General features: G+C 57.6%; 13 protein-coding genes. 1 reads left to right on the forward strand and 12 read right to left on the reverse strand.

Going from position 1 to position 14,418, the window contains the following annotated elements; genetic code table 11:
- Positions 1 to 90 precede the first annotated feature (90 nt).
- Together arsC and bepA are read right to left on the reverse strand one after the other, a co-directional pair.
- A complete protein-coding gene (gene arsC, locus AAEY27_RS06435) occupies positions 91 to 450 on the reverse strand; it encodes an arsenate reductase (glutaredoxin) (protein ID WP_342324059.1) in 360 nt (119 codons plus the stop codon).
- A gap of 13 nt (positions 451 to 463) precedes the next feature.
- Positions 464 to 1,927, reverse strand: coding sequence for a beta-barrel assembly-enhancing protease (gene bepA / locus AAEY27_RS06440; protein ID WP_342324060.1), 1,464 nt, complete (start codon positions 1,925 to 1,927; stop codon positions 464 to 466).
- Between the two features lie 223 nt (positions 1,928 to 2,150).
- Between bepA and AAEY27_RS06445 the strand changes: the two genes are divergently transcribed.
- The gene (locus AAEY27_RS06445; protein WP_342324061.1) at positions 2,151 to 3,215 is read left to right on the forward strand and encodes an AI-2E family transporter; all 1,065 of its coding nucleotides are present in this window, start codon (positions 2,151 to 2,153) and stop codon (positions 3,213 to 3,215) included.
- Positions 3,216 to 3,249: 34 nt separating this feature from the next.
- Here the strand turns inward: AAEY27_RS06445 and focA are convergent, their stop codons facing one another.
- The 10 genes from focA to AAEY27_RS06495 form a co-directional block, all read right to left on the reverse strand.
- On the reverse strand, positions 3,250 to 4,107 hold the full coding sequence (focA, locus tag AAEY27_RS06450) for a formate transporter FocA (protein ID WP_342324062.1): 858 nt from the start codon (positions 4,105 to 4,107) through the stop codon (positions 3,250 to 3,252).
- A gap of 124 nt (positions 4,108 to 4,231) precedes the next feature.
- Positions 4,232 to 6,172 (reverse strand): sigma 54-interacting transcriptional regulator, encoded by a 1,941-nt coding sequence (locus AAEY27_RS06455; RefSeq protein WP_342324063.1) that lies wholly within the window; start codon positions 6,170 to 6,172, stop codon positions 4,232 to 4,234.
- Between the two features lie 130 nt (positions 6,173 to 6,302).
- Positions 6,303 to 6,716, reverse strand: coding sequence for a formate hydrogenlyase maturation HycH family protein (locus AAEY27_RS06460; protein ID WP_342324064.1), 414 nt, complete (start codon positions 6,714 to 6,716; stop codon positions 6,303 to 6,305).
- Complete coding sequence (locus AAEY27_RS06465) at positions 6,709 to 7,479, reverse strand: NADH-quinone oxidoreductase subunit B family protein (RefSeq protein ID WP_342324065.1); 771 nt, start codon at positions 7,477 to 7,479, stop codon at positions 6,709 to 6,711. The genes AAEY27_RS06460 and AAEY27_RS06465 overlap by 8 nt, the downstream gene beginning before the upstream one ends.
- A gap of 2 nt (positions 7,480 to 7,481) precedes the next feature.
- The gene (gene hyfH / locus AAEY27_RS06470) at positions 7,482 to 8,030 is read right to left on the reverse strand and encodes a hydrogenase 4 subunit H (protein ID WP_342324066.1); all 549 of its coding nucleotides are present in this window, start codon (positions 8,028 to 8,030) and stop codon (positions 7,482 to 7,484) included.
- A gap of 11 nt (positions 8,031 to 8,041) precedes the next feature.
- Positions 8,042 to 9,751, reverse strand: a complete 1,710-nt coding sequence (locus tag AAEY27_RS06475; RefSeq protein WP_342325486.1) for a hydrogenase large subunit — start codon at positions 9,749 to 9,751, stop codon at positions 8,042 to 8,044.
- A 20-nt stretch (positions 9,752 to 9,771) separates the two neighbouring features.
- Positions 9,772 to 11,340: a hydrogenase 4 subunit F gene (gene hyfF, locus AAEY27_RS06480; RefSeq protein WP_342324067.1), complete on the reverse strand. Its 1,569-nt coding sequence runs from the start codon at positions 11,338 to 11,340 to the stop codon at positions 9,772 to 9,774.
- A gap of 4 nt (positions 11,341 to 11,344) precedes the next feature.
- Positions 11,345 to 11,995 carry a hydrogenase 4 membrane subunit gene (hyfE, locus tag AAEY27_RS06485; RefSeq protein ID WP_342325488.1) on the reverse strand — a complete coding sequence of 217 codons (651 nt, stop codon included), beginning with the start codon at positions 11,993 to 11,995 and terminating at the stop codon, positions 11,345 to 11,347.
- A 10-nt stretch (positions 11,996 to 12,005) separates the two neighbouring features.
- Positions 12,006 to 13,445, reverse strand: a complete 1,440-nt coding sequence (locus tag AAEY27_RS06490; protein WP_342324068.1) for a hydrogenase 4 subunit D — start codon at positions 13,443 to 13,445, stop codon at positions 12,006 to 12,008.
- A 16-nt stretch (positions 13,446 to 13,461) separates the two neighbouring features.
- A complete protein-coding gene (locus AAEY27_RS06495; RefSeq protein ID WP_342324069.1) occupies positions 13,462 to 14,409 on the reverse strand; it encodes a respiratory chain complex I subunit 1 family protein in 948 nt (315 codons plus the stop codon).
- Positions 14,410 to 14,418 lie beyond the last annotated feature (9 nt).

Below are 14,418 nucleotides of genomic sequence, written 5' to 3' on the forward strand. Positions count from 1 at the left end.
CCCGGTGGCGCTGCGCTTACCGGGCCTACGACGACCTGTAGGCCGGATAAGGCGGAACGCCGCCATCCGGCGATGATCTCCGAATCGCGATTACCCCATAATTTCCAAAACTTGCTCCGGCGGGCGGCCAATTCGCGCCTGGCCGTTGGCAACCACAATCGGGCGTTCGAGCAACTTCGGGTTGTCCACCAACGCCTGCACTAACTCGGCTTCGGATAATTTGCTGTCGCCGAGGTTGAGGGATTTATATAGATCCTCTTTGGTGCGCATCAATTCCCGCGCGCTGGACATGCCAAGCATCGACAGCAATTCGCGCACCGTTGCCGCATTTGGCGGCGTTTCAAGATAGAGCACAATTTCCGGCTCAATGCCGTTCGCTTTCAGCAGGCTTAACGTATCGCGGCTCTTGGAGCAACGAGGGTTATGGTAGATTTTTACCGCGTCTGACATCTTCTCTCCTTAGTTACATCTTTTCGTACGGGCGGAAACGCTGCTGCATTTGGCGCAACTGATCAATACGCGCATCGTAACGCGCCTGTTGTAGGCTGCCGAGTTTCACCTGCGAACTGGCGCTGCTCAAAAGCGTAATCGCCTGATCCAGCCTGCCGACCAGTGCCTGGCTTTCAGCCCGCGCAGCAAGCTCCTGATCGCGGTTGCCAAGCGCGCCTTCGGCCTGCGCCAGCAAATCCCAGCCGTTGACATCATCTTTATTGGTAAATGTGTAGCGGTTGAGGATCTGTACCGCTTGCGCAGGCTGGCCGCCTTCTAAGTAAGCATTCGCCAGGTTGAGTTGCAGCACCGGGTTGGTTTTTATCTCGCTCGCCGCATTCAGGCGTTTAATGGCGTCGGCGCTTTTGTTCTGCCCTAAATCGATATCCGTCGACAGGTCGAGATACCAGGCGTTATTCGGCTCGGCGTTCAGCAATGGCTGCAACGTTTTCGCCGCGTCGCCGAACTTTTTCGCTTCCATTGCCAGTAACGCGCGGCCATATTGCGCGGCGCGTTGCTGGCGAACATTGCCCTTCGACCAGGCATCAAGCTGGTCATCGGTTAACTGATTGCGTCCGGAATTGTACATGCCCAGCGTTCTGGCCTTCGCCATGTAAAACTCTTCAGAGGATTGCACCACCACAGGACGCATCTGGTTCGCGCGGTTGCGGGCATCCGACAGGCGGCTTTCCGGCAATGGGTGGGTGAGCAAAATTTCCGGCGGACGGCTGGAGTAGCGCGACTGATCGAGCAATTTCTCAAGGAATGTCGGCATCGCCTGCGGATCAAACCCGGCGCGTTGCAGCACCTGAATGCCAATGCGATCCGCTTCCTGTTCGTTCTGCTGGGTAAAACTGATCATCCCTTGTCGCGTGCCCGCCAGCGTACCGGTCAGCGCCGCCATACCGGCTTGCGGGTTAGCCATCGCCAGCAAAATCGACCCCAGCGCTCCGGCCCAGGTCAGCGGCGCGCTGCTTTTTTGATCTTCCATCGCCCGCGCCAGATGGCGCTGAGTCACGTGGGAAATTTCGTGCGCCATCACCGAGGCGAGCTGGCTCTCGTTATCCGTATAACGGAAAAGCGCCGAGTGCAGCACCACATTGCCGCCAAAAAAGGCGAAGGCGTTGATTTCGTCATTATTGACAAGATAGAAGTGGAAAGGGGTTTTCACGGAATAGGCATGAGCAACCAATCGCATGCCCAGCGAATTGACATACTGCACTAACAGCGGATCGTTAATCAGCGGGGCGCTGCCGCGCAATTGGCGAACATAAAAATCGCCCATTTGCATCTCCTGACCGATGGAGAGCGTGCTTCCTGCCGAGGTGCCCATATCCGGCAGATTGTCTGCCGAATCCGCAAAGGCCGGAACAACCGCACCCGCAAAAAGCGTGGCAATAAGGGTTGCGACCAGCGTTCGTTTCAACTGCCTGAACATAACCTCTTTCCTGTATTGGAAGTGACAAAACTATGACCGGCTTTCGGTTGCTTCGTTCCGGTTTTCCAGCCCTGCGAGTGTAGCCGCGTTAGCGGTGGTTGAACATCCCATTCATTGGAATGTTATGTTTCCCGGAAAGATTACGAAAAGCGAAGTCTTTTTTGTGACATTTCGATACACTTCCCACTCTTAACCCAGCCTGTGAGGCTCATGAAGGAACGTTATGCTCGAAATGTTGATGCAGTGGTATCGCCGTCGCTTCAGCGACCCGGAGGCGATTGCGCTGCTGGTCATTCTGCTTGCGGGTTTCTGTATTCTCTTCTTTTTCAGCGGCCTTCTCGCGCCGCTACTGGTTGCGCTGGTTATCGCTTATCTCCTTGAGTGGCCGACGGCACGTTTGCAACGCGTTGGCTGTTCACGCACCTGGGCGGCCATCATTGTGATGGTGCTGTTCGTCGGCATCCTGATGGTGATGGCCTTCGTGGTGATGCCGGTTGCCTGGCAGCAGGGGATCTACCTGATTCGCGATATGCCCGGCATGCTCAGTAAACTCTCTGATTTCGCCGCCACGCTGCCGCGCCGTTACCCGGCATTAATGGACGCCGGGATCATCGATGCGATGGCGGAAAATATGCGCTCGCGCATGCTGACGATGGGCGATTCAGTGGTGAAATACTCCCTGGCTTCGCTGGTCGGTCTGTTAACGCTGGCGGTCTATCTGGTGCTGGTTCCGTTAATGGTCTTCTTCCTCGTTAAAGATAAAGAGCAGATGCTCAACGCCGTGCGCCGTGTGTTACCGCGCAATCGCGGTCTTGCCGGGCAAGTGTGGAAGGAGATGAACCAGCAAATCACCAACTATATTCGTGGCAAAGTGCTGGAGATGATTGTCGTCGGCGTCGCCACGTGGATTGGTTTTATCCTGTTTGGCCTCAACTATTCGCTGCTGCTGGCGGTGCTGGTGGGCTTCTCGGTGTTGATTCCTTACATCGGCGCGTTTGTGGTGACCATTCCAGTGGTCGGCGTGGCGCTGTTCCAGTTCGGCCTTGGCACCGAGTTCTGGAGCTGCTTCGCGGTGTATTTGATTATTCAGGGGCTGGACGGCAACTTGCTGGTGCCGGTGCTGTTCTCCGAAGCGGTCAATTTGCACCCGCTGGTGATTATTCTGTCGGTGATCATCTTTGGCGGGCTGTGGGGCTTCTGGGGTGTGTTCTTCGCCATCCCGCTCGCCACGCTGATTCAGGCGGTGATCCACGCCTGGCCGGATTCGCCGCCGGTGATTGAAGAGTGACGCAACCGGGCGGCAACACCGCCCGGCTTTCCCGCTAATGCCCGTTCGGGGTATTGCGCAAGTAGATAATCCAGTAAGTCACGCCGACCAATAAGCCACCGCCGATAATATTGCCAATCGTCACCGGGATCAGGTTGGCGGTAATCATGTTGCTGAACGTCAGCGCCGGGAAGTTATCTGGCGATGTGTGCACCGCCGCCCAAAAACTTTCCGGTGCGAAATAGCGAATAATGACGGCCAGCGGCAGCAGAAACATATTGGCGATACTGTGCTCAAACCCGCTGGCGACAAACATGCCGATCGGTAACAGCATCGCCATAATTTTGTCGGTTAAGGTGTGGCCGGAATAACTTATCCACACCGCCAGGCAAACCATCAAATTGCACAACGTGCCGAGGCAAACCGCCTCAATAAAGGTGTGGTGCATTTTATGATCGGCGGTTTGCAACACATTCAGCCCCCACAAACCATTGCTGCTCATCGCTTGACCGGCAAACCAAATCAGCGCGACAAAGAACAGCGCGCCGACCAAATTGCCGAGATAGACCACCAACCAGTTGACCAGCAATTGCCGCCAGCTAATCAACCCACTGGCTTTTGCCATTACCGTTAGCACGGTGGAGGTAAACAGATCCGCGCCGCACACCACCACCAGAATCAGGCCGAGAGAAAAACAGACGCCGCCCGCAAGTTTCGCCAGCTCGCTCGCCGGGGCAGGGCCAGCGGTAACGGTGATATAAAAAACAAAGGCAATAGAAATAAAGACGCCCGCCGTGACCGCGAGAAAGAACGACAACTCCTTCTTTTTTGTCACTTTGTATAAGCCTGACTGCTCGGCGACTTTTGCCATTTCCGCAGGAAGTCGCAGGTCAAACGCGTTGCCGGTATCCATTTGATTCTCCTGATGCATGCCAAAAAGCGAGTCGGCGATTGCCGCAGCAATAGCCTTACCCGCCCTTATATGCATAGGGCATACCAGCCGCAACGCGCGGAGCGTTAAGGGGTTCACATAACGATTAGAGTACTTCGCGCACCGCAATGCCGAGGCGCTGCATACGTGATAACAGCGTAGTGCGTTTCATCCCGAGTTTGGCGGCTGCACCGCGGGTTCCGGCCACGATGCCGTTGGTTTCGCGCAACACCTGAATAATGCGCTGGCGCTCCTCTTCATCGTTTTCGGGTGGTTCGGGGTGCATCATCTCTGCCACTTTCGGCAGGGGGAAAGGAAACGGATCGCGCGTTACCGGCTGAACCATGCTGCTGGCCGGTTGCGCGTGCAAGTGCAGAGTGAGGACATTATCTCTGGAGAGCAGCACCGCGCGTTCAATGACATTTTCCAGCTCGCGCACGTTGCCGGGCCACTCATAGCGCATCAGTTGATGAATAGTGTCAGCGGGAATGGTATCGATAGTGCGATTCAGGCGGCGCGCCAGTTTTTGCGTGAAGTAACGCGCCAGCAGCGGAATGTCTTCCGGGCGCTCACGCAACGGCGGCAGCACCAACGGGAAAACATTCAGGCGGTAGAAAAGATCATTGCGAAACTCGCGGTCGATCACCATTTGGCGCAGATCGCGGTTGGTGGCGGCGATCACGCGCACATTTACTGGAATGGTTTTCGTGCCGCCGATGCGCTCGATTTCGCGCTCTTGCAACACACGCAGCAGTTTCGGTTGCAGTTCGATGGGCATATCGCCAATTTCATCAAGAAACAGCGTGCCTTCATCGGCCATTTCAAAGCGCCCACGGTGGGTATTGATCGCACCCGTAAACGCGCCTTTATCATGACCAAACAGTTCGCTTTCCAGCAGGCTCGACGGAATCGCCGCGCAGTTAATTTTCACCAACGGTTTGTCTTTGCGCGGGCTCATCTGGTGCAGGGCGCGGGCGATGATCTCTTTGCCGGTGCCGGTTTCGCCGAGGATCAGCACCGTGCTGTCACTCAAGGCGACAATATTGACCTGCTGGAGCACGTCGCGCATCGCATCGCTCTGGTAAATAATGTCGCCGAAGGTCTGGCTCGACGAAATCTGCTCGTTCAGCTTGCGGTTTTCGCTGTGCAGATTCTCTTTCAAATGCGTCACCGTGCGGTACGCATCGGCATTATCGACGGCGATGCCAATTCTGTCGGCGATTTGGCGCAGCAGTCGACAGTTTTGCTCGCTGAATATGGCGTTGTTGCGGTGCGCCAGCAACAGCACGCCGGTAGACTGGCGGCTAAAGGCCAGCGGCAACACCAGCAGCGTGTTCAGCCCTTGCAGGGTGAGTTGCTGCAACAGCGGATCGCTGTACCACAAGGTTTCATCCTGCGCCTGTTGTAGCATCGCGCTTTGGTTGTCATTCAGCGCCGCCAACAGAAACGCGCTTTCACTGCGTAATGGGAAGCGCTCAGTTTCCGGCGGGCAGTGGGGGAAATGGGTGGCATGGCACACTAATTGGCGTGAATGCAGGGTATCGCGCAGCACAATGCGAATATTATCGATGCCAAAAAAACGGTGGATCTCGCGGGAAACATCGGCCACCAGATCATCAAGATCCAAATGCGACAACACCGAATTGGTGATATCCACCAGCACCCGATGGTGATCGCGCTCTTCGCGCAGCAACGCGACGGACTGGCTTAACTGCGCGCGCGTGACATTTTCTTCCAGCGCTTGCGCAGCGAGCCGCGCCAGCCAGGCAAACAGCGCGTTGTCTTTGTCGGTGAAGGTGCCATTATCGGTGCGCACAAAACGCAGCTCCGCCATCTCGCCGCCATTGAGCAATACCATATGCAGCGAACTGTCGCTGATCGTGCCGCTGTATTCGCGATCGCTTTGCGCGACGCTGCCATCATCAAAGCAGCGCCAGAAGTGCGTGTTATCAAAACGTAATTCAATGAACTGGACGGGGCTGAAAGGGGGTGGCAGGGGGATAAATGCCCGAAGCAGTGAAGCCTGAAAGTCATCTTGTAAGATCATGGATACGCCACCCTTCCAGATTTACCCGCCATCTTTCGATATGAAGGGGAAGAGTACAATATCCATGCTTTTCGTAGTGTTAAGCGCTTCACGTATAAGAACATGCCCCAGTATTTGTCTGATAAATAGCTCAAGCGACTAACCGCACCATCAGATACAGCGCAGGTTCGTGCGCCATATCCTGCAAATGTTGTAATAGCTGGCGGCTCCAGCTTCGGTACGGTTCCGCCGCCGTTTTGGACAACGCGACAAACGAAGGCGCTAGCGTATTGACGTGGCTGGCATCGATCACGATTTCCCCAAAGGTTAATAACCCCTGCATTTTGCGCCGTGCGTCGGCATCTTCAATCAGCGTGAGCCAGTGTTGATACTCGCTGAGCGGGCACTCCAGCGCCACATTGAGACAATCGATCACCCCCACGTGGTGACCAATGGCCAGCGAGTAGTACATCACCTGGCGGCTTTTCTCTTCCAGCTCGACGCTGTCATCGACAAACTTTTGCCGCAGGGTCCAGAACATCACTTTCGTCATGTACTCAGACATGGCTGCGCTCCAGTTCCGCCATTAATTGCTGCACGATCACCGTCAAGCGCGGATCGGCCGCTTGTTGCAGCCAGCCATTGACGCGCTGCGTACTCTGGCTGGCGTCGCCTTCGGTCAACAGGGCGAACAGCCGATCGGTGATTTCGCGCCCCTGACGGTAACCCGCCAGTTGCCGCGCCAGCCGCTCAATCGTGACGCGCAGCGCCAGCGGCAGCGTCGGCCAGCGCACGCTGGCGGTTTCATTCACCGCTTGCTGGTGGTCAACGGCGTGCAGTTTTTGCTCCAGCAAACCCAGCGCCACCGCAAAACCGTGAATGGTTGCCGCAGGCGTCGGCGGGCAACCGGGGATCCAGACATCAATCGGCACAATGGTGTCGCTGCCGCCCCATACGCAGTAGAGATCGTGGAAAATGCCGCCGCCGACGCCGCACGCGCCGTAAGAGATAGCGATTTTATGATCCGGCGCTGACTCCCAGGCGCGCAGGGCGGGCATGCGCATCGCGCGGGTTACCGCGCCGGTGAACAGCAAAATGTCGGCGTGGCGCGGTGAGGCCACCACTTTGATGCCAAAACGCTCGGCATCAAACAGCGGCGTAATGGCGGCGAAAATTTCGATTTCACAGCCGTTGCAGCCGCCGCAATCCACGCGGTAAACGTAGGCGGAACGCTGGATATCGCGCAGCAGAAGCTGCTTCATTTTTTGCGCCGCGTCGTCAAGCTGCACCGGCTGGCTGACATGCTGCGTGAGCACTTTCGATTCCATACTTATGCGCGCTCCTCAAAATAGTAATGAACGTTGTCGCTGCCGCGATGTTCCAGCGCCGCGCGTCGGCGGCAGGCCGGGCAGAGGTCGGCTTGCGCCCGCAAGGTGTCAGCCTGTTGCGGGGCGTTTTGGTTCAGCGTTAGCAGTTCAACCGCCAGCGCGACAGATTTTTCGGCGGCAAACGCCAGGCCACACTCGCGGCAGTGCTGCAAACGGAAAGTCGCCCGCACGTACAAATCTGCTTTGTTTGTCACTGCCAGTTCAAACTCTTCCGTTAAGTGGATCGCCCGCGTCGGGCAAACCTCTTCACAGCGCCCGCAGTAGATGCAGCGGCCAATAAACAGTTGCCAAACGCGGCTGTTGTTCGCCGTATCGGTTTCCATGGTCAACGCGTTTGCCGGGCAGGCATTGGTACAGGCGCCGCAGGCAATGCATTGCAACGGATCGAGTTCCGGCTTACCACGAAACCCCGGGCACACCTCCAGCGGCGCGAACGGATATTTCACGGTCGGCTCGCCCGCTCTGAGAATGGTTTTCAACAATTTCAGCATCGTTTCTTTCCTTACTTCAGCGGCGAATGGCGACGTTCAATGCCGTAACGTTCGATCTCTTTGTAGGGCACGGTGGTCGATTTGCGTTTACGGATATCCACCAGCGTCACGCGGTCGGTGCACGAATAACAGGGATCGAGGCTGCCGATAATCAGCGGCGCGTCGGAAACGGTATTGCCGCGCAGCATATAACGCAGCACCGGCCAGTTGGCATAAGTCGCCGCGCGACAGCGCCAGCGATAGAGCTTCTGGTTATCGCCGAGCATGCTCCAGTGCACATCTTCTCCGCGCGGCGCTTCGACATAGCCGAGGGCGAATTTGTGCGGCTGATAGCGAAAGCCTTCGGTCAGCAGCGGCGTGTCTGGCAGGTTATCGAGGGCGAATTCAATCATCGCCAGTGAATCGAACACCTCTTTCACCCGCACCATGACACGCGAAAAGACATCGCCATCGGGCCAGGTAAACAGCGTTTTCGGCAGACTGCCGTAATCGGCATACGGGTGATCGAAACGCAAATCGCGGGCAAAACCGCTGCCGCGGATCAGCGGCCCCACCGGGCTGTAATCCCGCGCGACTTGCCGGTCGAGGATGCCAACACCTTGAGTACGCTGCGCCATATTCGGCGTCGAGAGCAGCATATCCACCAGTTGCGACACCTCGGCGCGCATCTCTTTCACCAGCTGAATCGTTTTGACGCGCTGCTCTTTTAAAATGTCGCGGCGAATACCGCCAATCAGATTCAGACCGTAGGTTTTGCGCGAACCGGTCAGCAACTCCGCCATGGTCATCGACTTTTCGCGGATGCGGAAAAACTGCATAAACCCGGTGTCGAAACCGACAAAGTGGCTGGAAAGGCCAATATTCAGCAAATGGCTGTGCAGCCGTTCAACTTCCAGCAACACCGAGCGGATAGAATGCGCACGCTGCGGCACCACAATGCCGAGGGCGTTTTCCACCGAGGTGGTGTAAGCCACGCTGTGGGCGAAACCGCAAATGCCGCACACGCGATCCGACAGGAAGGTCACTTCGTTATAACCCATGCGGGTTTCCGCCAGTTTTTCCATGCCGCGATGGACATAAAACAGGCGGTAATCAGCATCGACAATCCGTTCTCCATCAACAAACAGGCGGAAATGGCCCGGTTCGTCCGAGGTGATATGCAGCGGGCCGATGGGCACAATGCGCGCCGAATTGCCGCCATCGTTGATAAACGAATAGTTCTCCGTATCGCTGGTTGGCTCCGGGCGCAGGCGGTAATCCATGGTGTCTTTGCGCAGCGGATGCAGATCGTCCGGCCAGTCGTCCGGCAGCACCAGGCGGCGTTGATCCGGCAAACCGACCGGGATCAGCCCGTACATATCGCGGATCTCACGCTCGCCCCATACCGCCGCCGGCACGCGCGGCGTGACGGACGGAAACTCGCGCGTCTCGGCATCGACCAGCGCTTTCACCACGATCCAGCACTTTTCCGCACCTTCCATCGACAGGGCGTAATAGACCGCGTAATGGCCGTTCAGAGTTCGTTCGTCATTGCCAAACAGCACCGGCAGCCAGCCGTCATGCTGGTAATAGAGGTAGTGCACAATTTCCGGCAGTTGATTGAGTTTTACCGTAATGGTGACTTGTTCGAAGGTTTGCCGCTCCTCATCCAGCACCGCGCCGGGAAACTGTTGTTTAAGCGCAGCAAGACAGGCGTTGCCGCGAGGTTGCTGAAGATTCACGCTGGCTAAATAACTCACTTTCACTCTCCCTGGAGATGCGATGCGGTGGTGTCAAAAGAGGCCCACAGCCAGCTCAGCTGCGTGGGATGTTCATCGTTGCCGGACAACACAATGCTCGACGCGCCCGCCAGCAGGCGGCTGACCGGCTGCGGAATATGCGTGCCCATCACCAGCATCATCACCAGTAACACCACCATCGGCGCGGTGGTGAGCCAGCCCAGTTCGCCGGTTGCGACTTGCTGCGGCGGCGCGGCGAACAGCACTTTCGCCACCATGCGCACCAGCCCGCCGAGCACCAGCGTCAGCAAGAGCAGCAACAGCAGCGTGACGGCCAGGTGTTCTGCCGCCAGCCCGGCGGTGACGGTCATAAATTCACTGAGGAAGATATTGAATGGCGGCATCCCGCCGAGCGCCAACGCGCCGCCGCCGAGCAACACGGCGGTGAACGGCATTACTTTCAACATGCCGCACACCACATCGATATTGCGGGTGCCGTACTTGAGCAGCACATTGCCGGAGCCGCAAAACAGCAGGGTTTTCGCGAGGCTGTGATTGAGCGTGTGCAACAGCGCCGCCAGAATCCCCAGCGGGCCGCCAATGCCGAGCGCAACGGCGACCAGCCCCATGTTTTCCACGCTGGAGTAGGCCAGCAGGCGTTTCATATCCTGCTGCACCAGAATGAAAAACGCGGCGACGCCGACCGACAGCAGGCCAAAAATCAGCAGCAGTCGGTTCGGGAAGGTGTCGCCAATGGCGTGGCAAATGATGATGTAGTAACGAATCAACACCAGCAGTGCGCAGTTAAGCAGTACCGCAGAGAGCAGGGCGCTGACCGGGCTGGGCGCTTCGCTGTGCGCATCCGGCAACCAGGCGTGCATTGGAAACAGCCCGGTTTTGGTGCCAAAGCCAATCAGCACAAACACAAACGCCAGCACCATCAGCGTCGGGTCAAGCTGGCTGCTCTCTTTCAACACTTCTGTCCAGAAGATGGCGTTTTCCGGTTGCGCCATAAAACTGGCGGCGTTGGCATACACCAGCACCGTGCCGAACAGGCCAAAGGCGACGCCAACGGTACAAATGATGATGTATTTCCACGCCGCTTCCAGCGATGAACGCTGGCCGTAAATGCCGACCAGAAACGCCGAACTCAGCGTGGTGGCTTCAATCGCCGCCCACATCACAATCAGGTTATTGCTGGTGACCACTAACAGCATGGTGAACAGGAACAGATGGAAAAAGCCGTAGTAGTAACAAAGCGTCGGGACGCTGATTTCGCCGTGATCCACTTCATGGCGCATATAGCCAATCGAATAAAGCCCGGTGAGAAAGCCGATAACGCCCAGTAACGACAGGAACAAACCGCTCAGGCTGTCGATGTGCAGCCAGCGATGCGCGGCGAAGATTTCCCCTTCGCCCACCGCTTCGGTCACTGTCCACAGGGCGATGACCAACAGCAGCGTAATTCCCAGCGTATGTATAGCCGTCACAAGCGTGCGCGCCGCGTTGCCGCGCAGGCGGCAGGCGAAACACAACGCGGAGATGACTAACGGCGTCAGCAGTAACAACGTGAACATCAATGCGTGACTCATGGTGTTATCCCTTCAGCGCCGTAAGGTTGTTAACGTCCAGCGTGCCGTGGGTGCGCCAGATTTTCCGTGCCAGCAGCACCATCACGATCACCGCGAAAATGGCGTCAGTTGCAATGCCGATTTCCACCAGCTCCGGCGCGCGCCAGGCGAGCAGCGCCAGCACCAGATGCGAGCCGTTTTCCATCAGGCAGTAGCCGAACACCTGCCGCAAAATATTGCGCTGGCTGATAATGCACAGCAGCCCGAGCAGGAAGTGGCCGAGCGCGACGGCGAGCGCGGGTTTGAGTTGCGCGATCATCGGCAACTGCACTGGGCGCACCACAAACCAGCACAGCAGCACAATGCCCGCCGCCATCAGCACTAACGTTGCCGGGCCAAACAGCCTTTCATCCGCGCCGTCTGGCGCCATTTTGCGAAACGCATAGCCCATGATCAGCGGCACCAGCAGCACCTTGGTGAAGAAGGCGCTGAACGACCACATCAGCAGTTGCTCAGCGTCCAGCAACTGCGACAGGGTGAAGAAAATAGACACCAGCACCAGCGATTGCAGGGCATACAACCAGCAAGAGACGGCGTAGCGTCTGGCGCAGGTGACCAGCAGCGAGGTGAACATCATCAGCCCCGCCAGGTTGTTAACGATCAAGGTTCCCGTCATCATCGATTCCTTATCCAAGCCACGCCGCAGCAATCACGCTTGAGCACAGCGACATCACAACAAGAATGACCAGCACCAATTTCATGGCGTAAGGCAGCGGCGCGGCCTGTGCCACCTCTTCGCTCGGTTCACCCGGCACCACGCGCCCGAACCAGTAGATAAACCAGCCGAAGCTGGCGACGGATTCCACCAGCGCCAGAATCATCACCGGCAGCAAAATCGGGTAGTGGTTAGTGAGGGCAAACCCGGCGGCGAACAGCGGGAATTTGCTGAAAAAGCCGTTAAACGGCGGCACGCCGGTAATCGCCAGCGCGGCGACGCAAAAGCCGATTCCCGCCAGCGGCAATGTCCGCATGACCCCGCGTAGACGCGGTAACATGCGCGTGCCGCAACTGAAACTGAGCGCGCCCGCCACCAGGAAGAACAGGCTTTTGGCAAACGCGTGGTTGAAGATGTAAACAATCCCGGCTTTGAAGGCTAACGGCGAGCCGAAGGTGGAGAGCGACAGCGCGAGGAAAATCCACGCCAGTTGTGAAATGGTCGACCACGCCAGCAGCCGTTTCATATCTTTTTGCGGCAGGTACATCAAAAAGCCGTACACCAGTGTCAGCGTCGCCATTGTCACGCCAACCCAGCCAATGACATGCGGGACTTCGCCGCCCGCGGCAATCGCGCGGGCAAAAATATACACCCCGACTTTCACCATCGACGCGGCATGTAAGTACGCACTCACTGGCGTTGGCGCTTCCATCGCATCCGGCAGCCAGGCCTGTAATGGCAGTTGCGCGGATTTGCCCCACGCGGCAAACAGAATGCCGCCGTAGACCAAATACGTCGCTGTTCCCTGCAACTGGCTGATGGCGCTGAGCGCAAACGTGCCGGTATTAAGAAACAAGGTTGCCGCCGCCAGGTATAAACCCAGCGAACCGACGTGGGTGATCAGCAGCGCTTTCATCGCCGAGCGCTGGGATTTTTCACTCTGGTAATAGCTGATCAGCGCCCACGAACAGCCGCCAGTGATTTCGAAAAACAGCAACTGCCCGAGCAGCGTCGAAGAGAGCACCAGCCCGGACATCGCGCCGATAAAAATCAGCAAAAACGCGTAGTAGCGGTTGCTGCCATCATGCGGATGTTCGCGGTTGGCGCGGGTCAGGTAACCGGTGGAGTAAACCACCACCAGCAGGCCGAGAAACACCACCACAAACAGAATTAACGTGCTGATGCGATCGACCAGCATGCCAAACAACGCTACCTGGCCCGCTGCCAGCAGCGGCAGATCCACCGATTCGCTGCCCGCGCGGTAAAAATGGTACGCCAGCAGCACGGTGGCAACCGTCGCCAGCAACGCGAAAACGCTGGCCAGTTGCGGGGCGGTTTGCCGGGGAGCCAACGAGACGACCAGCGCGCCGACAAAGGGCAGCAGCAACGTCGTCAGAGCAAGAGTTTCCATAATATGCCAGTGCTCCTTACAAACCGGTGAGCCAGAGAACATAAGAGAGCGCAGCCAGACTAAAGCCGAGCCAGGTAAGGTGGTGCGTCAGCAAAAAGCGCCCGCGCGCCAGCGAATTTTCCACCAGCGATGCCAGCGCAAACACCACCAGCAGCTTGAGCAGCGTGACGACCAGCGACAGCGCCATCGCGCCGGGGCTGAGTGTCGCGGCATTGCCGAAGGGGAAAAACAGCGCGAGGAACAGCGAGGCCATCACCACTTGTTTCAGGCCAATCCCCCATTTCACCAGCGCCAGACCCGCGCCGGAGTATTCGGTCAGCGGCCCTTCCTGCAACTCCTGTTCTGCTTCCGCCACATCGAAGGGGATTTTGCCCATTTCGATAAAGCAGGCGAAACCGCAGGCCAGCAGCGCCAGCAACGTGGCTACCGGCGAAATCCAGCCCGCTGCCAGCGTGTTGCTGATGGCGCTGATATTGGTGGAACCCGCCAGCAGCGCCAGCACCAGTAACGAGAGGATCAGCATTGGCTCGACCAGAATCCCCAACGTCAACTCACGGCTGGCGCCGAGGCCGGAAAAGGGGCTGCCGGTATCAAGGCCGGAAAGGGCAAAGAAAAAGCGAAACAGAGCGAAGAGATAAATCAAGGTAATCAGATCGCCCGCCCCGGCAAACGGCGAGGTGCGGATCAACAGCGGCAGCGTCATCGCCACCAGCAGCATGCTGCTCAGTAACACCCACGGCATCACGCGGAACATCAGGCCGGACGACGCCGGTGCGACCGCCTGGCGTTTCAGCAGCTTTTGCAGATCGCGGTAATCCTGCCAAATCCCCGGCCCGCGCCGGGAGTGCATGCGGGCGCGAATTTGCCGCGACACGCCGGTAAACAGCGGCGTCAGCGCCAGCAAAACAGCCGCCTGGCAGAGCGCAAACAGCCCAAGTGACCACGCCGAAATCTGTTCTGTCATTGTTGTTCC

Source organism: Kosakonia sp. BYX6 (genome assembly GCF_038449125.1).
Classification (GTDB): Bacteria; Pseudomonadota; Gammaproteobacteria; order Enterobacterales; family Enterobacteriaceae; genus Kosakonia; species Kosakonia calanthes.